At 73.1% G+C, this 25,415-nt stretch carries 22 protein-coding genes and 1 tRNA gene; 11 read left to right on the forward strand and 12 right to left on the reverse strand.

All coding sequences use genetic code 11. The features are described from left to right. The first annotated feature begins 27 nt into the window (after window positions 1–27). Complete coding sequence (locus DK419_RS27775) at window positions 28–1,437, forward strand: CoA transferase (protein ID WP_109961929.1); 1,410 nt, start codon at window positions 28–30, stop codon at window positions 1,435–1,437. Between the two features lie 92 nt (window positions 1,438–1,529). Then, window positions 1,530–1,763, forward strand: a complete 234-nt coding sequence (locus DK419_RS27780; protein WP_109961930.1) for a hypothetical protein — start codon at window positions 1,530–1,532, stop codon at window positions 1,761–1,763. A 146-nt stretch (window positions 1,764–1,909) separates the two neighbouring features. Here the strand turns inward: DK419_RS27780 and DK419_RS27785 are convergent, their stop codons facing one another. Next, window positions 1,910–2,905 (reverse strand): LacI family DNA-binding transcriptional regulator, encoded by a 996-nt coding sequence (locus DK419_RS27785; RefSeq protein ID WP_109961931.1) that lies wholly within the window; start codon window positions 2,903–2,905, stop codon window positions 1,910–1,912. A gap of 200 nt (window positions 2,906–3,105) precedes the next feature. On the opposite strand from DK419_RS27785, the gene ptsP reads away from it, so the two are divergent. The 5 genes from ptsP to DK419_RS27810 all read left to right on the forward strand — a co-directional run bounded on the left by ptsP (window position 3,106) and on the right by DK419_RS27810 (window position 10,417). Next, window positions 3,106–5,649, forward strand: coding sequence for a phosphoenolpyruvate--protein phosphotransferase (gene ptsP, locus DK419_RS27790; protein ID WP_109961932.1), 2,544 nt, complete (start codon window positions 3,106–3,108; stop codon window positions 5,647–5,649). Then, the gene (gene pfkB / locus DK419_RS27795; RefSeq protein ID WP_109961933.1) at window positions 5,646–6,599 is read left to right on the forward strand and encodes a 1-phosphofructokinase; all 954 of its coding nucleotides are present in this window, start codon (window positions 5,646–5,648) and stop codon (window positions 6,597–6,599) included. Before ptsP ends, pfkB begins: the two co-directional genes overlap by 4 nt. Window positions 6,600–6,725: 126 nt before the next feature. Next, complete coding sequence (locus DK419_RS27800) at window positions 6,726–8,462, forward strand: PTS fructose transporter subunit IIC (RefSeq protein WP_109961934.1); 1,737 nt, start codon at window positions 6,726–6,728, stop codon at window positions 8,460–8,462. A 142-nt stretch (window positions 8,463–8,604) separates the two neighbouring features. Next, window positions 8,605–9,342, forward strand: coding sequence for a LuxR family transcriptional regulator (locus DK419_RS27805; RefSeq protein WP_109961935.1), 738 nt, complete (start codon window positions 8,605–8,607; stop codon window positions 9,340–9,342). 415 nt (window positions 9,343–9,757) lie between these two features. Next, window positions 9,758–10,417, forward strand: coding sequence for an acyl-homoserine-lactone synthase (locus tag DK419_RS27810; RefSeq protein WP_162561446.1), 660 nt, complete (start codon window positions 9,758–9,760; stop codon window positions 10,415–10,417). A 4-nt stretch (window positions 10,418–10,421) separates the two neighbouring features. Here DK419_RS27810 and DK419_RS27815 read toward each other — a convergent pair whose 3' ends face one another. The 5 genes from DK419_RS27815 to DK419_RS27835 all read right to left on the reverse strand — a co-directional run bounded on the left by DK419_RS27815 (window position 10,422) and on the right by DK419_RS27835 (window position 15,222). After that, a complete protein-coding gene (locus DK419_RS27815) occupies window positions 10,422–11,087 on the reverse strand; it encodes a LuxR C-terminal-related transcriptional regulator (protein WP_109961937.1) in 666 nt (221 codons plus the stop codon). A gap of 244 nt (window positions 11,088–11,331) precedes the next feature. Then, a complete protein-coding gene (locus tag DK419_RS27820; RefSeq protein WP_208642253.1) occupies window positions 11,332–11,598 on the reverse strand; it encodes a hypothetical protein in 267 nt (88 codons plus the stop codon). Between the two features lie 404 nt (window positions 11,599–12,002). After that, the gene (locus DK419_RS27825; RefSeq protein WP_109961938.1) at window positions 12,003–12,455 is read right to left on the reverse strand and encodes a secondary thiamine-phosphate synthase enzyme YjbQ; all 453 of its coding nucleotides are present in this window, start codon (window positions 12,453–12,455) and stop codon (window positions 12,003–12,005) included. Beyond that, on the reverse strand, window positions 12,452–14,146 hold the full coding sequence (locus DK419_RS27830; protein ID WP_109961939.1) for a cisplatin damage response ATP-dependent DNA ligase: 1,695 nt from the start codon (window positions 14,144–14,146) through the stop codon (window positions 12,452–12,454). The genes DK419_RS27825 and DK419_RS27830 overlap by 4 nt, the downstream gene beginning before the upstream one ends. After that, window positions 14,143–15,222: a ligase-associated DNA damage response exonuclease gene (locus DK419_RS27835; protein ID WP_109961940.1), complete on the reverse strand. Its 1,080-nt coding sequence runs from the start codon at window positions 15,220–15,222 to the stop codon at window positions 14,143–14,145. The genes DK419_RS27830 and DK419_RS27835 overlap by 4 nt, the downstream gene beginning before the upstream one ends. A gap of 130 nt (window positions 15,223–15,352) precedes the next feature. On the opposite strand from DK419_RS27835, the gene DK419_RS27840 reads away from it, so the two are divergent. Next, the gene (locus tag DK419_RS27840) at window positions 15,353–16,282 is read left to right on the forward strand and encodes a class I SAM-dependent DNA methyltransferase (RefSeq protein WP_109961941.1); all 930 of its coding nucleotides are present in this window, start codon (window positions 15,353–15,355) and stop codon (window positions 16,280–16,282) included. 25 nt (window positions 16,283–16,307) lie between these two features. On the opposite strand, the gene DK419_RS27845 is transcribed toward DK419_RS27840, so the two are convergent. Further along, window positions 16,308–17,216, reverse strand: a complete 909-nt coding sequence (locus tag DK419_RS27845) for a LysR family transcriptional regulator (RefSeq protein ID WP_109961942.1) — start codon at window positions 17,214–17,216, stop codon at window positions 16,308–16,310. A 91-nt stretch (window positions 17,217–17,307) separates the two neighbouring features. Between DK419_RS27845 and DK419_RS27850 the strand changes: the two genes are divergently transcribed. Next, a complete protein-coding gene (locus DK419_RS27850) occupies window positions 17,308–17,745 on the forward strand; it encodes a PACE efflux transporter (RefSeq protein ID WP_109961943.1) in 438 nt (145 codons plus the stop codon). A gap of 31 nt (window positions 17,746–17,776) precedes the next feature. Here the strand turns inward: DK419_RS27850 and DK419_RS27855 are convergent, their stop codons facing one another. After that, window positions 17,777–18,022: a hypothetical protein gene (locus DK419_RS27855; protein ID WP_109961944.1), complete on the reverse strand. Its 246-nt coding sequence runs from the start codon at window positions 18,020–18,022 to the stop codon at window positions 17,777–17,779. Window positions 18,023–18,550: 528 nt separating this feature from the next. Continuing rightward, a complete protein-coding gene (locus tag DK419_RS27860) occupies window positions 18,551–19,753 on the reverse strand; it encodes a pyridoxal phosphate-dependent aminotransferase (protein ID WP_109961945.1) in 1,203 nt (400 codons plus the stop codon). Between the two features lie 224 nt (window positions 19,754–19,977). Between DK419_RS27860 and DK419_RS27865 the strand changes: the two genes are divergently transcribed. Then, entirely contained in the window at window positions 19,978–21,144 is a 1,167-nt protein-coding gene (locus DK419_RS27865; protein ID WP_162561447.1) for a helix-turn-helix transcriptional regulator, read from the forward strand. Window positions 21,145–21,164: 20 nt separating this feature from the next. On the opposite strand, the gene DK419_RS27870 is transcribed toward DK419_RS27865, so the two are convergent. From DK419_RS27870 to DK419_RS27880, 3 genes are all read right to left on the reverse strand, one after another. Further along, entirely contained in the window at window positions 21,165–21,995 is an 831-nt protein-coding gene (locus DK419_RS27870; protein ID WP_109961947.1) for a DUF1236 domain-containing protein, read from the reverse strand. A 124-nt stretch (window positions 21,996–22,119) separates the two neighbouring features. Then, entirely contained in the window at window positions 22,120–23,214 is a 1,095-nt protein-coding gene (locus DK419_RS27875; RefSeq protein WP_109961948.1) for a tartrate dehydrogenase, read from the reverse strand. 63 nt (window positions 23,215–23,277) lie between these two features. Then, complete coding sequence (locus DK419_RS27880; protein WP_109961949.1) at window positions 23,278–25,098, reverse strand: chloride channel protein; 1,821 nt, start codon at window positions 25,096–25,098, stop codon at window positions 23,278–23,280. A gap of 175 nt (window positions 25,099–25,273) precedes the next feature. Here DK419_RS27880 and DK419_RS27885 point away from each other — a divergent pair. After that, window positions 25,274–25,350: transfer RNA gene (locus DK419_RS27885), tRNA-His, on the forward strand. The last annotated feature ends 65 nt before the right edge of the window (window positions 25,351–25,415 follow it).

The following is a 25,415-nucleotide window of genomic DNA, read 5'->3' on the forward strand; positions in this document are numbered from 1 at the left end:
GGCCGAGGAGCGGGCGAGGAGCGGGCGATGACGGGTGCGGCGGACGGTTCGGCCTTCGGAGCCCTCCTCGGGGGGATCGGGCAGGCCCTCGGGCTCGAGGCGCCGCATCCGGTGACGGTGACCGGCACGGGCGCCCTCCCCTCTGTCTACCCGGTCAGCGACCTCGCGGCGGCCTCGGTCGCCGCCGCGGGGCTGGCGCTGGCGGAGCTGGTCGAGGCCCGGTTCGGCCGGCGCCCGGCCGTGACGGTCGACCGGCGGCTCGCCGCGCAGTGGTTCTCCCGCAGCCTCGCGCCCCAGGGTTGGGAGCCGCCGCCGCTCTGGGATCCGGTCGCCGGCGACTACCGGTCGGCCGACGGCTGGATCCGGCTCCACACCAACGCACCCCATCACCGCGACGCAGCGCTGGCCGTGCTCGGCGCGGTGCCGGAGCGGGCGGCGGTGGCGGGCGCGGTCGCGCGCTGGCGGGCGGACGAACTCGAGGCGGCCGTGGTGGCGCAGGGGGGCTGCGCCGCCGCGATGCGCGCGGCGGAAGCCTGGGCCGTCCACCCCCAGGGCGCGGCCCTGGCGCGCGAGCCGCTGGTGTCGTGGGAGGTCGGCGAGGCAGGCGCCGAGGGCCTTGGCGCCGACGGCCTTGACGCCGACCGCCTTGGCGCGGCGCGGCCGGAGCGCCCGCTCGCGGGGTTGCGCGTCCTCGACCTGACGCGGGTGCTCGCCGGCCCGGTGGCGACGCGGGTGCTTGCCGGCTACGGCGCCACGGTGCTGCGCCTCGATCCGCCGGGCTGGGACGAGCCCGGCGTGGTGCCGGAGATGACGCTGGGCAAGGCCTGCGCCCGCCTCGACCTCAGGAACCCGGAGGGCCGCGCCCGCTTCGAGGCGCTGCTCGCCGGGGCCGACGTGCTGGTCCACGGCTACCGGGCGGAGGCGCTGGCCGGTCTCGGCTTCGATGCGGCGGCCCGCGCCCGCCTGCGGCCGGGCCTGATCGACGTCGCCCTCGACGCCTATGGCTGGACAGGGCCGTGGCGGGGCCGGCGCGGTTTCGACAGCCTGGTGCAGATGAGCTGCGGCATCGCCGAGGCCGGGATGCGGCGCGCGCGCGCCGACAGGCCGGTGCCGCTGCCGGTGCAGGCCCTCGACCACGCCACCGGCTACCTGATGGCGGCGGCGGTCCTGCGGGGGCTGACGCGGCGGCTCGCCACCGGGCGGGGCGCCGGAGCGCGTGCGGCGCTCGCCCGCACCGCCCACCTGCTCGCCGCCGCGCCCCCGGCCGCCCCCGAGGACCCGCCGGCCCCCCCGACCCGCGCCGACTACGCCGAGGCCCCCGAACCGACCGCCTGGGGTCCCGCCCTGCGCCTGCGCCCGCCGCTGACGCTCGACGGCGTCCCGATGCGGTGGGACCGGCCCGCCGGCCCGCTCGGCGCGGCCGATCCGGTGTGGTGAGGAACAGGGCGGGGAACAGGGCAAGGAACAGGGCAAGGAACAGGGCAAGACACGGGAGGTTGGCCCGGCTCATCCGCGGACAGGAGAAGCCCATGGCCGGCGAGAAGCCCCACGGCGACAAGACCCACGCGCAGAACATCCGCCTGATCGAGGGCAAGGACGGCCCCAACGTGCCGGCCGGCGGCGGCGCCCGCATCCGCACCAGCGCCGACCCGACCCGGCCGCCCTCGACCCACCAGGAGAGCCGCGACCACAACAAGCACAACAATCCGGGCCAGGACGGGCACCGGCCGCAGAAGCACGGCCCGGCGGAGGAGAAGCCGTAGGGGAGATCCATGCCGCCCGCCGGCATCGGTCGTTCCCCACCGACGCCCGACGACACCCGGGGTCGTTCCGGGCTCCGCTTGCGCGGCCCCGGAATGATCGGGAGGGCGTCAGATCCGCCTGAGCCGATCGAAGCGGACGACGATCCTCACCGCCCCGCCACCCGCGCCCCCGTCGATCCCCGGGCGATCAGCCGGCCGCTCAGCACCACCTTGCGCACCGGCTGGCCCGGATTCTTCAGCCGGTCGAACAGCAGCCCCATCGCCTGGGCGCCGATCTCGGCCACCGGCTGCTCGATCACCGTCAGGCCGGGCTCGACGAGTTCGGTCCAGGGCTCGTTGTCGAAGCCCGCGAGCGCGATGCCGCCGGGCCAGGGCACGCCCGCCGCCCGGACCGCCCGCACCGCCCCCATCAGGATCAGGCCGTTCGAGAGGACCAGCGCCTCGGGCCGGTCCGGCTCGGCAAGCCAGCGCGCCACCTCGGCTTCGGCCGGCTCGGCCTCCGGCGGCACGGTGCGGATCTGCGGCGCGAGGCCGTGGCGGCGCATCGCCGCGAGGTAGCCGTCGCGGCGCTCCTCGGCGGTCGAGCTCGTCGAGCCGAACAGGCCGGCGATGCGCGAGAACCCCCGCTCCACCAGGTGGTCGACGAGGGCCGCGCCCGCCGCGACGTTGTCGAGCACCACGCCGTCATGGCCGCCGGGCGGGCCGGTCCGGTCGATCAGCACCAGCGGGAAGGCGAAATCCTCCGGCCGCAGGCGCTCGGCGGTGCGCCGCGTCGGCGCGAAGACGACGCCGGTGACCCGTTCCTCCTGCATCAGCCGCAGGTACAGGGCCTCGCGCTCCGGGTCCTCGCCGGTGTTGCACAGGATCAGCCGCATCCCGGCCTGGTAGGCCGCATCCTCCACCGCCCGGCTGACCGCGGTGAAGAACGGGTTGCGGATGTCGGCGACGATGAGCCCGATGGTCTGCGTCGCCTGCGAGCGCAGGCGGCGGGCCGAGAGGTTCGGCCGGTAGCCGGTCGCCCGCACGGCCGCCTCGACCTGCTCGCGCAGGGCGTCGCTGACCGGGCCTTTCCCCAAGGCCCGCGACACGGTCGCGGTGGATACGCCCGCCGCGCGGGCGACGTCACGGATGCCGACGGTCATCGTCTAGAAAACGTTTTCAGCCTCATGGACGCCATGGTGGCACCCGACAGCGCCCTGTGCAAGCCCTCACATTCGCGGCCCTTGCGGCATCCCTTGCGACAAGGATTGACATAGGTGCTGAAAACGTTTTCATACGGGGAAACGATTGTTCAAGCAGAACCTCGACCAGAACCCATCGCCTTCCGGGAGGAAGCCTCGCCATGCTCGCGCCGACCCCGCCGCTGACGCCGCGCGTCCTGATCCGCACCGCCGCCGCTCCCGCCACCAAGGAGGCCGCCATCCGCGAGGCGGCCCAGCTCCTCGTCGCCGCCGGCTGCATCGACCCGGCCTACGAGGCCAGCATGCTGCGCCGGGAGGAGGTCGCGAACACCTATCTGGGCCACGGCGTCGTGATCCCGCACGGCATGGTCGACGACCGGGCGCTCGTGCGCGAGAGCGGGCTCGCCGTGCTGCAGGTTCCCGCCGGCGTCGCCTGGCACGACGGGCAGGACGCCCACCTGGTGGTGGCGATCGCCGCGCAATCCGACACCCACATCACGGTCCTGCGCCGCCTCACCCGGCTGATCCAGGACGAGGCCAGGCTGGCGCGCCTGCGCACCACGCAGGATGCCGGCGAGATCGCCGCGGCGCTCTCCGAGGATGCCGCCGCCTCCGGCAGCGCCGGCCCGGCCGCCGACCTCGCCCGGAGCTTTTCCTGGACCGTCGACTACCCCACCGGCCTCCACGCCCGCCCGGCCTCGGCCTGGGTCGAGGCCGCCCGCGCCAGCCCCGCCCGGATCCAGGTCCGCCACGGCGCCGAGGTGGCCGACGCCAAGAACCTCATCGCCCTGCTCCAGCTCGGCCTGCGCGCCGGCGACGAGGCGGTGATCTCGGCCGAGGGCGAGGACGCCCCGGCGGCGCTCGCCCGGCTCAAGGCCACGGTGACGGGCCTCTCCGCCGGCGAGAAGGCCGCGGCGGCTCGCGCCGCGGAGGCCGCCGTCAAGGCCGCCGCCCCGGTGGCGGGCTGGAACCCGGCCGATCCCTGCCGGGTGATCCCCGGCATCGGCGCGAGCCCGGGCCTCGCCATCGGGCCGATCCACGTGCTCGGGCCCACCGAGGTCGCGGTGCCGGACGAGCCCGAGCCGCTGACGAGCGGCGGCGACCGGCTGCACGCGGCGCTCGAGAGCACCGCGGCGCAGCTCAAGGCGCTCGTCGACGATACCGGCCGGCGCCTCGGCCAGGCCGATGCCGGGATCTTCAAGGCGCAAGCCGACCTCATCAGTGACACCGACCTGATCACGCTGGCCTGCCAGCTGATGGTCGAGGGCCACGGCGTCGCCTTCGCGTGGAACCGGGCGGTGGAGCGGATGGCGGGCCAGCTCTCGGCGCTCGGCAACCCGGTGCTCGCCGCCCGCGCGGCGGATCTGCGCGACGTCGGCCGTCGGGTGCTGGCGCAGATCGACCCCGCGCTCCGGGCCGGCCACTCCCTGCCGGAGACGCCCTGCATCCTGCTGGCTCCCGACCTCGCGCCCTCCGACACCGCCGGGCTCGACCCCGCGCGGGTGCTCGGCCTCGCGACCGCGCAGGGCGGGCCGACCTCCCACACGGCGATCCTCGCCCGGACCCTGGGCATCCCGTCGGTGGTGGCGGCGGGCGCCGGGCTCCTCGGCCTCGCCGCGGGCCGGACGGCGATCCTCGACGGCACGACGGGACGCCTCTACGTCGATCCGAGCGAGCGCGACCTCGACGCCGCCGCCGCGTGGCGCGAGACCCTGAGGGCGACGCAGGCCGAGGAGGCCCGCGAGCGCGGCCTGCCGGCCCGGACCCGCGACGGGCACCAGCTCGCCATCGGCGCCAACGTCAACACGCCGGACCAGGTGCCGTTCGCCCTGTCGCAGGGCGCCGAGGGCGTCGGCCTGATGCGCACCGAGTTCCTGTTCCTGGAGCGCGGCGACACCCCGGACGAGGACGACCAGTACGCCACCTACCGGGCGATGCTGGAGGCGCTGGCCGGCCGGCCCCTGATCGTGCGCGCCCTCGACATCGGCGGCGACAAGCAGGTGCCCCACCTCGCCCTGCCGAAGGAAGAGAACCCCTTCCTCGGCGTGCGCGGCGCCCGGCTGCTCCTGCGCCGGCCCGACCTGATGGAGCCGCAGCTGCGCGCCCTCTACCGCGCCGCGAGGGATGGCGTGCCGGCCGACGCGCCCAGGGGCAAGGACGCGCCGCTCTCGATCATGTTCCCGATGATCACCTCGGTGCCCGAGGTGCTGGCGCTGCGCGGGACGTGCGAGCGGATCCGGGCCGAGATCGGCGCGCCGCATGTGCCCCTCGGCATCATGATCGAGGTGCCGGCCGCGGCGATCCAGGCCGACGCGCTCGGCCCCCATTGCGACTTCTTCTCGATCGGCACCAACGACCTGACGCAGTACGCGCTCGCCATCGACCGCCAGAACACCGACCTCGCGCCGGAGGCCGATTCGCTCCATCCGGCGGTCCTGCGCCTGGTGCGGATGACCTGCGAGGGCGCCGCCCGGCACGGGCGCTTCGTCGGGGTCTGCGGCGGCATCGCCGGCGATCCGTTCGGGGCGGGGCTGCTCGCGGGCCTCGGCGTGCACGAGCTCTCGATGACGCCCCGCGACCTGCCGGCCGTGAAGGCGCGCCTGCGTGCCGCGTCCCTCGCCGACCTCAAGGCTCTGGCCGAGGAGGCGTGCGCCCAACCCGACGCCGCGTCGGTCCGGGCCCTCGACCGGGAGGCCCGCGCGTGACCCGCGTCCTCACCCTCACCCTCAACCCGGCGATCGACCGGACCGTCACCCTCGACCGGCTGGAGCCGGGCGCGGTCCACCGCGCCCGCGCGGTGCGGGACGATGCCGGCGGCAAGGGCGTCAACGTCGCGAGCTGCCTCGCCGATTGGGGCGTGCCGGTCACCGCCACCGGGGTGCTCGGCGCCGGCAACGCCGCCGCCTTCGAGGCCCTGTTCTCCGCCAAGGGCATCGACGACCGCTGCGTCTGGGTGCCGGGCGAGACCCGCACCAACCTGAAGCTCGTCGATCCGGCCGGCACCACCGACGTCAACCTGCCGGGCCTCACCCTCGACCCTGCGACCCTGCGGGCGATCCGCGCGGTGCTGGCCGAGGCCGCGGGCCCCGACACCCTCGTGGTGCTCGCCGGCAGCCTGCCGGCGGGCGTGGAGGCCGGCCTCTACGCGGAGCTGACGGCCGAACTGAAGGAGCGGGGCGCCCGGGTGCTGCTCGACGCCTCCGGTCCGCCGCTCGCCGCGGCGCTCGCCGCCAGGGTCCTGCCCGACGCGGTCAAGCCGAACCGGCACGAGCTCGAGGAATGGGCCGGCCGGCCCCTCCCCGCCCTCGCCGACGTCGTCGCGGCGGCGCGGGAACTCGTGCGGCGCGGCATCCCGCTCGTCGCGGTCTCCCTCGGGGCGGAGGGCGCGGTGTTCGTGCGCGGTCGAGGGACCCGGGACGAAGCCCTGCACGCGCTGGCGCCCGCGACCGACGTGGCGAGCACCGTCGGTGCCGGCGACGCCCTGGTGGCCGGCTTGGTGGCGGGCCTCTGCGCCGATCGGAGCCTCGCCGACACCGCCCGCCTGGCACTGGCCTTCGCGGCCGGCAAGCTGACCCGGGCCGGGGCCCACCTGCCCGGGCGCGGGGCGGTCGAGGCGATCGCCGAAGGCATCGAGGTCCGCGTTCTCCCTGCGTAAGTCAAGCCATCATCCACCCACCCGCGACCTCAGGATGAGGTCGCGGGTGGGACGATCCGAGTATCGCCGAAAAACTTCGAGCACGACGAACCTCGCAACCACAACAGATCCGAGGAGGAACACCCCATGACCCACCTGGTAGCCGTCGTCGGGGGCGGCGATCTCAGCACCCACGCGGTGCTGGCGGCCGAGGCCCTGCGCCGGGCGGCGGGGCGGCGCAACCAGCGCCTCGACCTCGAGCTGCGCGGCCGCGGCGCGACCGGGGCGCCGTTGAGCGACAGCGCGATCCGGGGCGCCGACGCGGTGCTCCTCGTCGGCTCCGGCGATCTCGGCGAGGGCCGCTTCGGCGCGTTGCGCCGGGCGAAGGCGGCGATCGAGGACGTTCTCGCCGACGTCGAGGGCGTGATCGACCGCGCGCTCGCCGGCGCGACCCCGGGCGGCGCACCCGCGGCGGGCGGCGCACCCGCGGAGAGCGCTCCCGGCAAGAAACGCATCGTCGCCATCACCTCCTGCCCGACCGGCATCGCCCACACCTTCATGGCGGCCGAAGGCATCCAGGCCGCCGCGCAGGCGCTCGGCCACGACGTGCGGGTCGAGACGCAAGGCTCGGTCGGCGCCCGCGACGCGCTGACGCCGGACGAGATCGCGGCGGCCGACATCGTGCTGATCGCCGCCGATACCGGGGTCGATCGCGGGCGCTTCTCGGGCAAGCGGGTCTACGCCACCACCACCAAGGCGGCGATCCGCGACGGCAAGGGCCTGATCGCCACCGCCCTCAAGGACGCCGAGGTGCAGGGCGCCGGCACGGCGGAGGCCGGCCCGGCCCGCCCGGCCGCCGCCGCCGAGACGAAGGCTGGCGCCTACAAGCACCTGATGACCGGCGTGTCGTTCATGCTGCCCTTCGTGGTGGCGGGCGGCCTCCTGATCGCGCTCGCCTTCGCGTTCGGCGGCATCGACGCGATGTCGCCCGAGAACAAGGGCACCCTCGGCTTCGCGCTCGGCGAGATCGGCGCCAAGGCGGCCTTCGCGCTGATCGTGCCGGCGCTCGCCGGCTACATCGCCTATTCCATCGCCGACCGGCCCGGCATCGCGCCCGGCATGATCGGCGGGATGCTGGCGGCGAACCTCAATGCGGGCTTCCTCGGCGGCATCGTGGCGGGCTTCATCGCCGGCTACACCGTCTCGTTCCTCAGCCGCGCGATCCGCCTGCCGAAGAACCTCGAGGGCCTGAAGCCCGTCCTGATCCTGCCGCTCATCGGCACCCTCGTGACCGGCCTCCTGATGGTCTACGTCGTCGGCGTGCCGGTGGCGGCGCTCCTCGCGGCGCTCACCGGCTGGCTCAAGGGGATGCAGGGCGCGAGCGCGCTGCTGCTCGGGCTGATCCTCGGCGCCATGATGGCCGTCGACATGGGCGGGCCGATCAACAAGGCGGCCTACGCCTCCTCGGCGGCGCTGATCTCGTCGGGCATCTACGCGCCGATGGCCGCGGTGATGCTCGCCGGCATGACCCCGCCGCTCGGCATCGCCCTCGCCACCCGCCTCTTCCCCGGCCGCTTCACGGCCGCCGAGCGCGAGGCCGGCAGCGCCGCGGCGGTGCTGGGCGCGGCCTTCATCACCGAGGGCGCGATTCCCTTCGCGGCGGCCGATCCGCTCCGGGTGATCCCGGCCCTCGTCGCCGGCTCGGCGGCGGCGGGCGCGCTCTCGATGACCCTCGGCGTCGCGCTGCGCGTCCCCCATGGCGGCCTGTTCGTGCTGCCGATCCCGAACGCCATCACCCCGGTGCTCGGCGCCGTGGTCGCCCTCGTCGTCGGCACCGCGATCACGGCGGTGCTGGTCGGCGTGTTCAAGAAGCGGGCGGCCTGACGCCGCCTTCCGCGGCGTGTCCCGCGGTGCTCCTCACCCCTGGATCGTCGCCGGGCGCCGCGTTTCCTGCTAGTCAGTGGCACCCGCCGGTTTCCCGGCGGGTTGTCTGCTCGAGATCATCCGGAACGGACGGCGCTGCGACATGGCGGTGATCGGTCAGGTCACCCTGGACCTGGTCCAGGCGGTGAAGGCGGCGCGCAGCGCGGCCGAGATCACGGCGGTGCTGACCCGTGCCGGCGGGATCTTCGGCTACGAGCGCTTCGCCATCGCCGGCGTGCCCCAGAGCGCCGGCGAGAACCTGCCCGACCGGCTGCTGCTGATGCACTGGCCCGAGGAATGGGCCGCCCGCTACGTCGAGCGGGGGTACGTCCAGCACGATCCGGTGATGGCCCATGTGCGCCGCACCACGACGCCGTTCCTGTGGTCGGAGGTGCGGGTCGACCGCGACGCGACCCTGCCCCGGCGGATCATGGGCGAGGCGCCGGCCTTCGGCCTCGGCGACGGCTTCTGCGTCCCGATCCACGACATCGACGGCACCGAGAGCGCCGCCTCGTTCGGCGCCCCGCGGATCGATTTGTCGGACGAGGCCCGGGCCGGGCTGCACCTCCTGGCGATCTACGCCCACCTCGCCTCGCGCGGCCTCGGCCCCGCCGTGCCAGCCCGGCCCTCCCGCCCGCTCGGCGGCCCGCGCTGCACGAAGCGCGAGATCGAGTGCATCCGCTGGGCCGCCGCCGGCAAGACCGGGTGGGAGACCTCCGAGATCCTGTCCCTGTCGCAGCGCACGGTCGAGGATTACCTGAGCAACGCCGCCCGCAAGCTCGGCGCCGTCAACCGGGTCCAGCTCGTCGCCCAGGCGATGCGCGAGGGGCTGATCGATTAGAGCGAGGCGTCGACCCGCCGAACGCGAGCGGGGCGGGCGCGGCCGATCCCTGCGAACGGCACGTCACGGCGACCGGATCGGGAGTCGCACCGGCCCAGCGCGAAAGACGATCGCGGCGGCTGATCCAGCCTGACGTTGAGGATGTGGGGCGGCGGCTCCGTCCGAGGGCGGCCGCTACCGCTTTCCGCCGCGTCTGATCTTATCGCAGCGTCGCGTGATCGCACCTTGAGTTACATATCGGTCCAAGCCGGTGTAAGAAGGTTCATCTCATTCCTGCCGTCGCGGTGAAAACCTTTACTCTGCATCGCCGTATGCTCAGTTGTAAATTCGAGCCGGCGCGCATCCCGTAAATTTACGGTCTATCTCATTCTAGGTTCAAAGATCATGAAGGGCGTCAGAGCAAGGAGCCCTGATCTTGATCACGATCATCGATCGCGAAAACTACCGCGACAATGCGGAGCTTCTCGACAGGATATACTGCTTCCGCCACCGGCTCTTCGTCGAGACGATGCGGTGGGAGGCGTGCCGCAAGCCCGACGGGCGCGAGCGGGACCAGTTCGACGGGCCGGACTGCATCCACGTCGCCGGGATCGACGACGGCGAGGTGGTGTCGTACTCGCGCCTCCTGCCGACGACCCGGCCGCACCTCCAGACCCACGTCTACCCGCAGCTTCTCCAGGGTGCGCCGGCGCCGAGCGGCCCGCGCCTCTTCGAGTGGACCCGCTGCGGCGCCGCGCCCTGGCGGCGGGCGTCGGCCACCGCGAAGGACCCGGTCGCCGGGCGCCAGTTCGTGGCGGTGGCGGAGCTGACCGGGATGCTCGGCCTCGACGGCTACCTGATCCAGGCCCACCCGATCATGATCACGCACCTCGCGACTCTGGGCTGGGACACCGAGCCCCTGGCGCTGCCGATGCTCTACGACGGCAATCCCCTGGTGCCGTTCCTCGCCCGCTGGACGCCGGCGACCGCCGACACCACCCGGGCGGTGTTCGGGCTCGACGGCACGCCCTACGACGTGCCGCGCGGCCTCGGGCCGGAGATCCGCGACCGGCGCCCCGGCTTGCGGGTCTCGTGACGCGCTACTCGACCCCCGCCGGGGGCTTCAGCGTCGCGCCGATGCGCGAGGAGACGATCACCGCCTGCGTCCGGCTCTCGACGCCGAGCTTCTGCAGGATCGCCGAGACGTGCGCCTTCACGGTCGCCTCCGAGACGCCGAGCTCGTAGGCGATCTGCTTGTTGAGCAGGCCCTCCGACAGCATCATCAGCACCCGCACCTGCTGCGGCGTCAGGGTGGCGAGCCGGCGCATCAGGTCGGCCGTCTCCTTGTCCTCGGAGGCCGACAGCTCGATGTCGGGCGGCGACCAGTTGCCGCCCGCGAGCACCTGGCCGATCGCCTCGCCGATGCGGTCGACTTCGAGGGATTTCGGGATGAAGCCGGCGGCACCGAAATCGAGGGCGCGGCGGATCACCACCGGGTCCTCGTTCGCCGAGACGATCACCACGGGGATCGCCGGGTGCTGCGCCCGCAGGTAGATCAGGCCCGAGAAGCCCTGCACCCCCGGCATGGTGAGGTCGAGGAGCACGAGGTCGATCTCGGGCTCGTCGTCGAGGATCTTCGTCAGCGGTTCGAGCCCGCTCGCCTCGATGATCCGGGCAGCCGGCATGATCGCCGTCACGGCGCCGCGAAGGGCGCCGCGAAAGAGCGGGTGGTCGTCCGCGACGACGATGGTGGTCTCGGAACCCAACGCACTCCCCACCACGGCTCCCGGCACTCTTCGGCCTGCTTCTTTGGTCTGTATAGCTTTTTCTGGCGGGCTTGAAACCGGAGGGTGTGCGTTCTCCACGCCGCGACGGGGCCGGGCAGACTGCGTAAGGACGGGCGAGGCGTCCGCTCGTCCGGTCGTTCCATCATCGCGGCGCGCCGGGCCCGGACCCGACGGCGGGAGCCGGGACGACCGGCGGGTCGTGCGCCGGTCGTCGCAGGTGGGGCTACCTGATCGCGCCGGTCAGGGCGGCCGCGATGGGTTCGACGTCTCGCTGCGCGATCAGATCGGCCTGGGGAGCGGCCGGACCGGGCCGGCGGGCCGCCGGAACCGGCTGCGGTGTCGTGGTCAGCTCCGCCCAAGGGCGTGCGGCGGCCGTGTCGCGCGCCGCTTCCCGCATGATCGGCGGAAAGACGGTCAGGGCCTGTGAACGATCCTGCGCATTCGCCGGCAATGCACTCAAGACAAGGAAGGAAAATGCAATATATTTCATGACCGCTCTCGCCGCGATATCTGGGAATCAACTTTCCTTTCGCAGTACATCACGGCCTTTGCTGCAATGCAATATGCGATGTGCGCCGCACCATGAGGGGTGGCCTGGCGAGGCCTGACCGGTAGGGGTTCGATGGCCGCGCCATGAGGCCGAGGATGTCGAGCCGCCGATCATATTATGAACGACGGTCGCCGACGGTGGAACGCAATGATGATGCAGGTCTATAAAGGACGTCGAAGATATAATACAGCGTGAAATCCTCTCCTGCACTGGAGAGGGGACGAATTATATTTATATTTACTTGTATTATGGACTATTTTATAAAATTTGCAGTACCGATTTCTCCTGCTTTCAATGCAAATCATACAACCGTCCGGCATCGTGCGCCGGCCGTCACGGCTCGGTCAGGCACCGACGAGATGCAGCACGACCTCGCGCCGGTGCGGCCGGTCGCGGTGCTCGATCAGGTAGATCCCCTGCCAGGTGCCGAGCGCCAGCCGACCCTCGACGAGCGGGATCGTCAGCGCCGCGTCGGTGAGGAGCGTGCGGATATGGGCCGGCATGTCGTCCGGCCCCTCGATGCCGTGAACGTACGGCTCGTCCCGCGGCGCCAGCCGGTCGAGGGCGGTCATCAGGTCGGTGCGTACGTCCGGGTCGGCGTTCTCCTGGATCGTCAGGGAAGCCGAGGTGTGGCGGCAGAACACGGTCAGCAGGCCGTGGCGCAGGCCGGCCTCGCGCACGAAGCCGGTCGCCTCGGCGGTGATCTCGGTGAAGCCGGGGCCCCGCGTCTCGACCACGAGGCGGCCGGTGGCCTGGCGGGCGACGGTGCTCTCGGCGACGATCTCGACGCGTCTCATCCGGCGATCTCCCGTCCGGGGTGAACCTCTTTCTCGCCGCGGGCCAGGATGCGCTCCAGCACGTCGATCCGGTCGGCCTCGGCCGGCGGCTTGTCCCAGCGGATCCGGCTGACGCGGGGAAACCGCATCGCCACGCCCGACTTGTGCCGGGTCGAGCGCTGCACGCCCTCGAAGGCGATCTCCAGCACCAGCCCCTTGGCGACCCCGTACTCGACCTCGCGCACCGGGCCGAAGCGCTTGGTGGTGTGGTTGCGGACGTAGCGGTCGAGCTTGCCCAACTCCTCGTCGGTGAAGCCGTGATAGGCCTTGCCCACCGGGACCAGCTCCTCGGCCCCATCCGGCGCCTCGCGCCAGATCCCGAACGTGTAGTCCGAGTAGAACGACGAGCGCTTCCCGTGGCCGCGCTGGGCGTACATCATCACGGCGTCGACGAGGTAGGGCTCGCGCTTCCACTTCCACCACGGCCCCTTCGGGCGCCCGGGCTGGTAGGCGCTGGCGAGGCGCTTCAGCATCACGCCCTCGATCGCGTCGGCATCGAGCCCGGCCCCGACCGAGGCCGGGTCGGCCCGGGCCGCGGCGAGCGCCTGCCAGTCGGCGAAGGGCACGAGCGGCGAGAGGTCGATGCGGGCATGATCGAGCCCGGCGACGAAGGCCTCGAGCCGCGCCCGGCGCTCGGCGAAGGGCAGCGGCCGCAGATCCTGCTCGCCCTCGGCCAGCAGGTCGTAGGCGCGGACATGGGCCGGGAAGTCCTGGAGCAGCTTTGGGGTCACGGCCTTCCGGTTGAGGCGCTGCTGCAGCACGTTGAAGCTCTGCACCCGCTCCTCGCGCAGGATCAGCAGCTCGCCGTCGAGCGCGCCGGCGAAGGTGATCGCCTCGGCGAGGTCCGGGAAGGCGCCCGTGATGTCCTCGCCGGTGCGCGAGTAGATCTTCTGGACCTGCTTGCCGTCGCGGTCGCGTCCGCCGGCGAGCTGGACCCGGATGCCGTCCCATTTCCACTCGGCCGAGAATGCGTCGGCGTCGAGCTTCTCGAGGTCCGCCTCCTCCTCGATCGGATGCGACAGCATGGGAGGGCGGAACGGTGCCGGGTTGACCGATTCCGGCGGGCCGGCCCGGCCCTCCACCCAGGCGAACAGCTCCGGATAGGGCGCCTGCAACCCGTGCCAGACCTCCTCGACCGCGTCGGCCTCGTGCCCGCCGAGGCTCGCCACCGCGGTCTTGGCGAGGCGCGCCGACACGCCGACCCGGAGTTCCCCGGTGATGAGCTTGAGGAGCGCCCAGCGCCCGGTCTCGTCGAGGGCGTCGAGCCAGGAGGCGAGCCGCGCCGGCAGCTCGCCCTTGCCGATCGTGCCCAAGGCCTCCACCACCTCCGACAGGGTCGGCACCGGCGGGTTGTTGTGGCCGATGCCGGGCGCGTCGCCCCTTCTCGGCCAGATCAGGGCGGTCGCCTCGGCGAGGTCGCCGACGTAGTTGTGCGACATCCGGAACAGCACCGGATCGACCCGCTCCTCGACGAGGCCGCGGATCAGCCCGGGCTTGGCCTCGCGGAAGCTGAGCGAGCCGGTCATCGCGGCGAGCGCGTAGCCGCGATCGGGATCGGGGGTGTGGCGGAAGAAGTCCTGGAGCAGGCGCAGCTTGGCGTTGCGGCGCGGCTCGTAGGCGAGGCGGTCGAGGAGGTGGGCGAAGTCGTTCACGCGGCGCTCTCCGCGGCCTTGCTCCCCGGGGTTTCTGCGCCGGCGGGCTCCTGCGGCTCGGGCTCCGCCTCGCCCTCGTCGCCGTAGCCCAGCATGTGCAGGGGCTTGGCCTTGATCCCTTGCGTGCCGCACCAGTGAACGAGGGCGTCCTCCTGGCCGTGGGTGACCCAGACCTCGCCCGCGCCGGTGTCCCGGATGGTGCGGCAGAGGTCGTCCCAGTCCGAGTGGTCGGAGACGATCAGCGGCAGCTCGACGCCCTTCTGGCGCGCGCGGGCCCGCACCTGCATCCAGCCCGAGGCGAAGCTCGTGACCGGATCGGGAAATTTCCGCGACCACAGGTCCTGGATCGCGGAAGGCGGGCAGATCACGATCCGGCCGCCGAGCTTCGGCCGCTCCGCCGCCACGACCTTGATCGTCTCGCCGAGCGGGATGCCCTCGCGGCGGTAGAGGTCGGTCAGCTTCTCCATCGCGCCGTGGAGGTAGATCGGGTCGGAGAAGCCCTCTTCCCGCAGGAGCGCCATCACCCGTTGCGCCTTGCCGAGCGCGTAGGCGCCGACGATGTGGGTGCGCTCGGGGAAGAGCCGCACCGAATCGAGCAGCTTCTTCACCTCGTCGCGGGCGACCGGGTGGCGGAAGACCGGCAGGCCGAAGGTCGCCTCGGTGATGAACACGTCGCAGGGCACCACCTCGAAGCCGAGGCAGGTCGGGTCGCGGGCGCGCTTGTAGTCGCCGGAATTGACGATCCGGCAGCCGCCCTGCTCGATCGCGATCTGGGCGGAGCCGAGGACGTGGCCGGCGGGGTGGAAGCGCACCGTGACGTCGCCGAGCCGGATCGCCTCGCCGAGCCGCGCCTCCTGGCGGGTCCGGCAGAACTCCTCGCCGTAGCGCACCGCCATGATGCGCAGGGTCTCGGGGCTGGCCAGCACCGCGCCGTGGCCGGCCCGGGCGTGGTCGGCATGCCCGTGGGTGATGAGCGCGCGCGGCACCGGGCGGACCGGATCGATGTGGAAGTCGCCCGGCGGGCAGTACAGGCCCTCGCGGGTCAGGGTGAGCAGATCGGTCGGGCGCGTCGCCATTGATCCACGGTCGGGGACGTGAGCCTCCCGGGGAGGCGGGCACAGCGTATATAGGCGGTCCTCCGCCTGCGTCCCCTCCCCCCGGACAGGCGGTTCTCCGCCTCCGTCGCCTCCCATGGAATCACGCGCGATGCCCGCCCCCGCCCGCTCCTCCGGCGACCTTCTCGCCGATCGCCGCTACGCCTGGGCCGAGGCGGCCCTGGCCGACGGCGACGCGGGTGCCGCCGCCGAGCTCGCGGCGCAGGTGCTGGAACTCGCCCCCGCCTACGGCCCGGCCTGGCTGCTCCTCGGCCGCGCCCGCGCCGCCGATCCGGGGGGGCGGGAAGCCGCCGCCGAGGCGTTCCGGGCGGCGCTCGCCCTCGACCCCGACGATCCCTTGGGCGCCCGCCTGCACCTCGCGGAACTCGGCGAAGCCGCGGGGGAGGCCGACGGGGACGCGATCTCGCCGGCCTACGTGCGGGCCCTGTTCGACGGCTATGCCGGCCGCTTCGAGCGCCACCTCGTCGAGGGCTTGGGCTATCGCGGCCCGGCGCTGATCCGCGAGGCCCTGGTGCGGCTGCGGGGGCCGCAGGCCCGGTTCGGCACCGTCCTCGACCTCGGCTGCGGCACCGGCCTGATGGCCCGGGCGCTCGACGGCCTCGCCGGCACGCTCGCCGGCGTCGATCTCTCGCCCGGCATGCTAGCCGAGGCTCGCCGCACCGGCCTCTACGCCCGCCTGCACGAGGGCGACCTGCGGGCGTTCCTCGACGCGGAGCCGCCGGGAAAAGCCGACCTCGCGGTGGCGGCCGACGTGTTCATCTACCTGCGCGCGATCGGCCCGGTCTTTTTGGAGGCCGCCCGGGTGCTGGCCCCCGGCGGCCTGCTCGCCTTCACGATCCAGGGCCATCCGGGCGAGCGCGGCGCCGTGCTCGGGGCCGACGGGCGCTACGCCCACGGCATCGCGAGCGTGCGGGAGGACGCGGCGGCGGCGGGGCTGACGGTCGCGCTGCTGGAGCCGGCGGAGATCCGGCGCCAGAACGGGGTGGGGGTGCCGGGGTGGCTGGCGGTGCTGGCGCGGTAGCGCGCCCTCGCGACGCGCCGGTCCTTCACCCGGTCCGGCCGCCTCCCGGATGGCCGCCGATCCGCTCCGCCGCGAAGCGCGCGCGCAGCCACGTGGCGGCGGGGCCGCAGGGCCGCTGCTTGTGCCAGACCAGCTCCAGGGCGACCGGCCAGTCGCCCTCGTCGAATTGCAGGTCCGGCGTGACGAGATGCGGCGCGGTCAGCGACGCGGCGATGACGTGGTCGGTGACGAAGGCCCAGCCGATCCCGTGCTTGACCATCTCGAGGATCACCCAGTGGCTCTCGACCCACCACACCTCGGCGGCCACCCGCAGGCGGCTCTTCTCCGGCCCGTCGCTGCGGGCGGCCACCAGGATCTGGCGATGGCGCTTCAGCTCCTCCCACTCCACCCGCTCCTTGGCGAGCGGGTGGTCGCGCCCGCAGACGAGCTTGAGCGGCACCCAGCCGATGGTCCGGAAGCCGAGCTCCGTCGGCAGAACCTCCTGGCGCCACATCACGCCGAGATCGGCGGCGCCCGACTGCACCATGCGGCTGACATCTTCCATCAGCGGGAAGAGCAGCTCCAGTTCCACGTGGGGGAAGGCCCGGGCGAACTCGGCGAAGAGGGCGCCGAGCGCGTGTTCCGGATAGAGCTCGTCGATGGCGACGACGAGCCGGTTCTCGATCCCCTGCTCCAGGCTGCTCGCCACGCCGATCAGGTGCTCGCGCCGGTCGAGCACGACCCGCGCCTCCGAGAGCAGCCGCTCGCCCGCCGGGGTGAGGACCGGGTTCCGGCCCGCCCGGCTGAACAGCGTCAGCCCGAGATCCGCCTCGAGGTTCGCCACCTGCGTGCTGACCGCCGACTGCGCCTTGCGCAGGGCGCGGGCGGCGCCGGAGAAGGAGCCGGCCTCGGCCGCCGCCACGAAGGCTTCGAGCTGGTCGAGCGAGACGGCCATCTATCCGATTTCCCGATACGTCCCAACTTGCCGATCAGGGTATCGCAGATAGAACGCGGCGAACCAATCACCGAATCCGAGGCCCGAGACCATGCGCAGCACGCGCGACCGCATCCGCCACGCCATCCTGTTCGAGGTCGTCGGCCTCGCGCTCATCATCCCGCTCGGCACCGTCGCGTTCGGGCTGCACGCCTCCGCGATGGGCGTGATCGGCATCGGCAGCGCCGTGGCGGCGACGGGATGGAACTACGTCTACAACCTGGGCTTCGACCACGCGATGCAGCGGCTCGCCGGGCACACGCGCAAGGGCCTGGCCCTGCGGGTCGCGCACGCCGTGCTGTTCGAGGCGGGCCTGCTGGTGATCCTGCTGCCGCCGATCGCCTGGTATCTCGGGATCGGCCTCGTCGAGGCCTTCGTGATGGATCTCGCGATCGCGGGCTTCTACGTGGCCTACGCCTTCGTGTTCAACCTGGCCTACGACCGCGCCTTCCCGGTCCCGGGCTGGGGCGAGGCCGCGGCGGCGCGCTGATCCGCGGCCCGTCGGGGGCGAGCGGCGCCCCTCAGCGCCGCCCCTCCCCCGACGCCTCCGACATCAGCCGGCCGAGGCCGCGCTGGTCGAGGCGGGCGGGGGCCGCGGCACCGGCCTTGCGGGGCGCGAGGGCGCCGGTGGTGGGCGGATCGATCGCCGCCGCGAGCGCCGGGCTCGGCGCCCGGTCCTTCTCGCGCAGGGCGATCCAGTTCGCGGCCGTGGTCAGCGCGGCGATCGCGATGATGACTTTGATTCCACCGGTGAGGAGGCGCCACATGACTGGTCGGGACCCGCGATCTCGTGTCGGGGCCGTCGATCCGACCCGTGCCGACAGTCTTTACGCCACAATGCTTAACGGGCGGCCCCCGCGGCTCGGGCCGGAGCCGTCCCACAACGGGAGGCGACGGCCCCGATCGACCGATGGTCTATCGGGCCGCCGAGGAAGTCTGGTGGGCCATGCGCCAGGGTCGCGGTTCCTGTTCCCCGAACCCGTGACGCTCCTGCGACTGCTCGGCCCACTGAGCCTCACAGGAATGGGTGCAGAGAACTGGTCCGCCCCATCCCGTCGTCGCCGACCTCTTTGCCGCACAGCCCGGATGGGTTCCGGAAGCCTCCGGACGCGCCGGCATCGAGGACCGCCCGTGTAAGCCAGACCGGGCCGGCGGGGCAACCGGAATGCGGGCCGGGGGCTTGCGTCGAAACGCGCTCCCTCGGCGAGCTTGACCAGAGCATGAAAAAGCCCGGCGGGCGCGGGCCCGCCGGGTTCGAATCAGGGTGCCGCGCCGCCCCTACGGGCTCGTCGCGCTCAGCGCAGCGAGCCGCAGAAGCGCTGGATGCGGTGGCAGGCCTCTTCCAGGAGCTGGTTCGAGGTCGCGTAGGAGATGCGCAGGTTGGGGCCAAGGCCGAAGGCCGAGCCGTGCACCGAGGCGACGCCCTCGGCCATCAAGAGCTCGGTGACGAAGTCCTCGTCGGTCTCGATCACCTTGCCGGATTCGGTGCGCTTGCCGATCAGCTCGGCGCAGGACGGGTAGACGTAGAACGCGCCCTCCGGCGTCGGGCAGCGCAGGCCGTTGGTCTGGTTCAGCATCGACACGACGAGGTCGCGCCGGGTCTGGAACGCGGCCCGGAACTCGGCCAGGTGGTCCTGCGGCCCCTCGAGGGCGGCGACCGCGGCCCATTGCGAGATCGTCGCGGCGCCCGAGGTCTGCTGGCCCTGGACGAAGTCCATCGCCTTGATCAGCTGCTCGGGGCCGGCGGCGTAGCCGATGCGCCAGCCGGTCATGGCATAGGACTTCGAGACACCGTTCATGGTCAGCGTCCGGTCGTAGAGCGCCGGCTCGACCTGGGCCGGGGTCACGAAGCTGAAGTCGCCGTAGACCAGGTGCTCGTACATGTCGTCGGTGAGCACCCAGACGTGTGGGTGGCGCACCAGCACGTCGGTCAGCGCCTTCATCTCGGCGTGGCTGTAGGCGGCGCCCGACGGGTTCGACGGCGAGTTGAGGATCACCCACTTGGTCTTACGGGTGATGGCGCGCTCGAGCTCCTCGGGCTGGAGCTTGAAGTTCGTCGCCATCGTGGTCTCGGCGAAGACCGGGGTGCCGCCGCACAGGCCGACCATCTCCGGATAGGACACCCAGTAGGGCCGCGGGATCACCACCTCGTCGCCCGGGTTCAGGGTGGCGAGCAGCGCGTTGTAGATCACCTGCTTGCCGCCGGTGCCGACGATGGTCTGGCTCGGCTTGTAGTCGAGGCCGTTCTCGCGCTTGAACTTGCGGGCGATGGCCTCGCGCAGGGGCACGATGCCGGAGACCGGCGGATACTTGGTCTCGCCGCGCGCGATCGCCTCGACGGCGGCCTGCTTGATGTGCTCGGGCGTGTCGAAGTCCGGCTCGCCGACCGACAGGCTGATGACGTCGCGCCCCTGGGCCTTCAGGTCCCGCGCCTTCTGGGTCATCACGATGGTGGCGGAGGGTTTCACGCGCGAGAGGGCGTCGGCCAGAAAGCCCATGATGATCGACTCCAGAACCTTGAAAGACACGCCCGGCTTGCCGGGTCTTCGAGCGGGCGGGACCCTAGTCGCGCGCGCAACCGCGGGCAAGCGGCGCGGTGCCCGAAGAACAGGCCGTCCCCGCCCGCGAAATCGGCGGGTCCGGCGCGCGTCCTGGACAGCCGTGCAGGCGGCGTGACACCGTGGCGGTCCGGCGCGGGAGGCCAGCGGGATCTCCCGGACCGGTGTCGGAGACGGCGGCGATGGGCGAGGCGGAGCGCGTGCACCGGGTGAGCGAGGAGATCGGTCTCGCGATCGACCACGCCGCCTGCGATCCGGGCGCCTGGGAGGCCGTGATGGCCGAGATCGGCCGCCTCCTGCCGGGGATCTGGCCGGTGCTCCAGGTCGTCGACGCCGCCGCCGGGACCGGCCTGCCGCTCGTCCACTGGGGCTGGGACCCGGCCGACGTCCAGGCCTACGAGGCGCATTACGGCGCCGTGAACCCGTGGATCTCGGTGATCCTGACGACCCCCGCGATGGTGGCGATGCATTCCGAGGAGCGGATGCCGGCCTCGTCCCTGCGCCACACCGAGTTCTACGCCGACTGGCTGTCGCGCCTCGGCGGCATGAAGGCCTCGAGCGGGATCAAGCTCATCGACGCCGACGGGCGCCTCGCGGTGCTGAACCTGCAGCACGACCTCGGACGGGCCGCCCGCGATCAGGGCCGGCTCGCCGCGATCATGGAGCGGATCGCCCCGCGGATGCGCCGGGCGATCGAGACCAACCGGGCCTGCTTCCCGACCCACGCCGCCCTCGGGCCCGGCGAGACGCTGCTCGCGCGCGTCGCCGATCCGGCCTTCGTGGTGACCCGCGACCTGCGACTCGTCGAGGCGAGCCGCGCCGGCCACGCCCTGCTGGCCGACGGCGAGACGGCCCGGGTCGGCGTCCTCGACCGGCTCGAGATCCGGGACAGGCGGCTCGCCGCCGCGACGGCGCGCGAGGTGACCCTGGCCTGCGGCGGGGTCGCGACCGGAAACGGGGAAACCGGCGCCGGGCCGGCGGGCGCGGAGGGCTGGTCCGTCACCGCGATCGGCCTGCGGCAGGACCTGCGCGGCGTCGTCGGCATGGCGCGGCTCCTCGTGCCGGACCACCTCGCCCTGGTCGTCCTGCGCCCAGTCGCCGGCGACGGCCGCCGGGAGACGGACCGCCTGGCCGAACTCGGCCTGTCCCCGGCGGAGACCCGGCTCGCCCTGCTGATGGACGGGTCGCGCTCCCTGGTGCAGGCCGCCGGGAGCCTCGGCATCCGCCACGAGACCGCCCGCTCGCAGCTGCGCCAGGTCTTCGCTAAGCTCGGGGTGTCGCGGCAATCCGAGCTCGCCGTGTTCATCCTCCGGCTCAAGGACCGTGCCTGAGCCGGAGGCCGCCCCGGTGCTCAGCCCGGGATCACGTCCACGATCTCGTAGGTGTCGGGATCGATGATGACGATGTCGTCCCCGACCAGCACGTAGCGGAACCCGCGATAGGCCGGCACCAGGGTGAGGATCGCCGGCGGCAGGGCGTGCAGCGTGACCGAGCGCGGTACCGCGGTGCCGACGTTGAGGGCGAAGTTGACCCCGGTCACCGGCCGCACGCCGGAGCGCACGATGGTCTGGCGGAACTCGGTGCGCCTCGTGGTGTCGAGGCGCGAGACGGCGCCCCGGGCCTCGGACCGGCCGCCGCCCCGCTCGCCGCGCTCGCCACCCCGCTCGCCACGTTCCCCGCCGCGCTCGCCGCGCTCACCCCGCTCGGCTCCGCGCTCGCCGCGCTCGGCACCGCGCTCCCCACGCTCGCCGCGCTCGGCGCCGCGCTCGCCGCGCTCCCCACGCTCGGCTCCGCGCTCGCCACCCTGCTCGGCTCCGCGCCCGCCGGCGCCCGGCTGGGCTCCGTCTCCGCCGGCCCGGCCTCCGGGTGCACCGGGCCGCTCGGCCGCGCCGCCCGCCGGTCCGGCCGCGCCGCCCGACTGCGCCGCACCGGCGCCGCCGCGGGGACCGGCCGCGCCGCCCGCTCCACCGCCGGCACCCACGCCGCCGGCTCCGCCACCCGCGCCGCCTGCACCACCCACGCCGCCGGCGCCGCCTCCGGCCCCTCCGCCCGCGGCCCCGCCACCGGCACCGCCACCGGCACCCCCGGCGCCGCCCTGCGCGAACGCGGTCGCCGCGCCGAGCACCAGCACGGCGGCCGTCATGGTTCCGCGAAGCACCTTGCCGCGATTCAGCTTGCTCATGAACCCTCTCCCGACACCGCACCCGCGCCGCCGACCGTGCCGGTTGCCGCAGTGCCGGCCCGCAACGAGGAGGTGCGGGAAATGGTTCCGGGAGCGCCCGGCCGGGCCGGGCGCCCTCCTCCCGTCAGCCGATGGCTTCCGCCACCGCGAGGCCGCAGGCCGCCGTGTCGGCGTTGCCGCCGAGGTCGCGGGTGCGCAGGGTGCGCTCGGCGAGCACCCGCTCGATGCCGGCGACGATCTCGGCCGCGGCCTCCTTCTCCCCGAGATGCTCCAGCATCATCGCGCCCGACCAGATCTGGCCGATCGGGTTGGCGATGCCCTGGCCGGCGATGTCCGGCGCCGAGCCGTGGACGGGCTCGAACAGCGACGGGAAGTCCCGGTCCGGGTTGATGTTGCCCGACGGCGCGATGCCGATCGTGCCGGTGCAGGCGGGACCGAGGTCCGAGAGGATGTCGCCGAAGAGGTTGGAGGCCACCACGACGTCGAACCAGTCCGGGTGCAGCACGAAGTGGGCCGTCAGGATGTCGATGTGGTACTTGTCCCAGGCGACGTCGGGATAATGGCGCGCCATCTCCTGCACCCGCTCGTCCCAGTACGGCATGGTGATGGCGATGCCGTTCGACTTGGTGGCCGAGGTCAGATGCTTCTTCGGCCGCGAACTCGCCAGCTCGAAGGCGAATTTCAGCACCCGGTCGGTGCCGCGGCGGGTGAAGACCGATTCCTGCACCGCGAACTCGCGGTCGGTGCCCTGGAACATCCGGCCCCCGACCGAGGAATACTCGCCTTCGGTGTTCTCGCGCACGACCCAGAAGTCGATGTCGCCGGGCTTGCGGCCGGCGAGCGGGCTCGGCACGCCGGGCATCAGCCGGACGGGGCGCAGGTTGATGTACTGGTCGAACTCGCGCCGGAACAGGATCAGGGAGTTCCACAGGGAGACGTGGTCCGGGATCTTCTCCGGCCAGCCGACGGCGCCGAAGAAGATCGCGTCGTGCCCGCCGATCTGCGCCTTCCAGTCCTCCGGCATCATGCGGCCGTGCTTGGCGTAGTAGTCGTAGGACGAGAAGTCGAACCAGTCCTGCTGCAGCGTGAAGCCGTGGCGCTTGGCCGCCTGCTCCAGCACGCGCACGCCCTCCGGCACCGTCTCCTTGCCGATGCCGTCCCCGGGGATCACGGCGATGCGGTAGGTGCGCTTGCCCGACGGATGCTTGGCTGCCGACATGGGATTCCCTCCTGTTATGGTCCCCTCGCCGTCGCGCATCCGGCTTTGCCGGTCAATCGCCGTTCACGCCACCTCTCCGACGCTCGCCCTGCGCTGGCGGTCGAGCTCGTCGCTGTAGCGCTTGAGGGTGTGCTTCTCGGTGAGGATGCCGATCACCCGGGCGGCCTGGCGGCTCTCGACCACCGCCAGGGCCTCGCTCTCGGCCTTGTCGAACAGCGCGACCGCCTCCTTGGCGTTCATCTGCGGCAGGAGCACCTGGTCGCGGTAGCGCACGAGGTCGGCGACCCGGGTCTCGGCGGCCTTGTCGTCGATCGGCGCGGCGTGGGCCTCGGCCACCAGCACGATGCCGGCATAGAGCCCGGCCTCGTCGACGGCGACGACCTGGGTGCCCGAGCCGAGCGGGAAGGCGCGCCGGAACGCCGCGAGCGTCGTGTCCGTCCGCACGCTGCGCACCTCGCGGCGCATCAGCTGGCCGACCGTGAGGGTGCGGATCCAGCCGACGTCGTGGGCGCTGCGGATCGACTCGCCGCGCAGGTGGAAGCGCCACGTCGCGAAGGAGTAGCCGAAGGTCTTGCGCACCGTGAGCGAGGAGGCGATCACCGCCACCAGCACCAGGCTGGCGATCGGGAAGTCGCCCGTGACCTCGAGGGCGAGGAACGTCATCGTCATCGGCCCGCCGATGATCGCGACCGCGAGCGCGCTCATTCCCACCACCGCGTAGGTGGCCGGCGGCAGCACCATGGCGACGAGGGGCGGGGCCAGCATCACGAAGGCCTTGCCGGCGAGCGCGCCGAGGAACAGCGAGGCGAAGAACAGCCCGCCGCGAAAGCCGGTGCCGATCGAGATCGCCGAGGCGAGCGCCTTGGCGAGGAAGAGCCCGACCAGCCCCGCCGCGCCGACCGTGGCGCCGTCATCGGTCAGGTTGAGGTGCAGCGCCCCGTGCCCGGCCGAGAGCACCTGCGGGGTCGCGACGAGCGCCAGCACCCCGACCGCGAGCCCCCCGAGGACCGGCCGGGCGAGGGGCGGCAGCTTCGTGCGGCGCACCCCCTCCTCCACCAGCGTGACGCCCTGCATGATCAGGATGCCGAGCCCGGCGCAGATCAGCCCGAGGCCGAGCGTCGGCAGGTAGTCGGCCGGGCCGACCGCCGGGGTCTGCCCGATGGTGATCACCGTCTGGTGCCCGAGGAGCGCGCGCGACACGAAGGCCCCGGCGAGCGCCGCGGTGACCACGGGGGTGAGCGAGGCGATGGCGTAGGTGCCGATGATCAGCTCGAAGGCGTAGAACGCCCCCGTGAGCGGGGCGCCGAAGGCCGCCGCGATGGCGGCCGCGGCGGCGCAGCCGACCAGCACCCGCATGTCGTTGCGGCGCAGCTCGAAGCTCAGCCCCAGGCGCGAGGCGAGCCCGGCGGAGATCTGGGTGTAGCCGGCCTCGAGCCCGACCGACGCGCCGCTTCCGTTCGAGATCAGGTTCTGCACCGCCACCAGCACCGAATCCCGCAGCGAGAGGCGGCCGCCATGCAGGGCGTTGGCCTCGATCGGGTCGATCACCGGGCTGCCCGGCACCCGCCGCAGGAAGCCGCCGAGCCAGACCGCCAGGCCGAGCACCGCCCCGCCGAGCGCCGGCACGCCGAGCGCCACCAGCGGCGGCACGTGGGGCGTCGCGCTCAGGCGCTCGTCGAGGTCGAGGCCGAACAGCAGCTCGTGGGCGCCCTGCGCCGCCCAGCCCATGAAGCTGACGAGCGCTCCCGACAGGCAGCCGACCAGGGCGGCGAGCAGGATCAGGCCGATCTCCCCGCCGCGCACCCAGGCGCGCAGCCGGCCCGGTGCCTGCACGAGGGCGCTCCCCGTGAGGGAGCGGCGGACCGTCTCGGATCTCGGCGTCATCGGACCGTGGTGGCGGGCATGGCGGGGGGCGTGGCGGGCGCTGCCCGGGGTTTAGGGCGCCGGGGCCGGCGGGTCGACCGGCATCGCGTTCGCGGCCGGCGCACTTTCCCGCCGGGGAACGCGGATCGGCGCTTGCCACGGCGCTCAGGCCGGACTACACAGCCCCCCGTCGCGAGCCGCCATAGCTCAGTTGGTTAGAGCGCTAGATTGTGGATCTAGAGGTCCCCCGTTCGAGCCGGGGTGGCGGTACCACGGACACACGGACCGAAGCCCGGGCGCTACGCGCCGCGGTGAAGCCGAACGGTCCGACTCAATCC

The sequence above is a fragment of the Methylobacterium terrae genome, from assembly GCF_003173755.1.
GTDB classification, from domain to species: domain Bacteria; phylum Pseudomonadota; class Alphaproteobacteria; order Rhizobiales; family Beijerinckiaceae; genus Methylobacterium; species Methylobacterium terrae.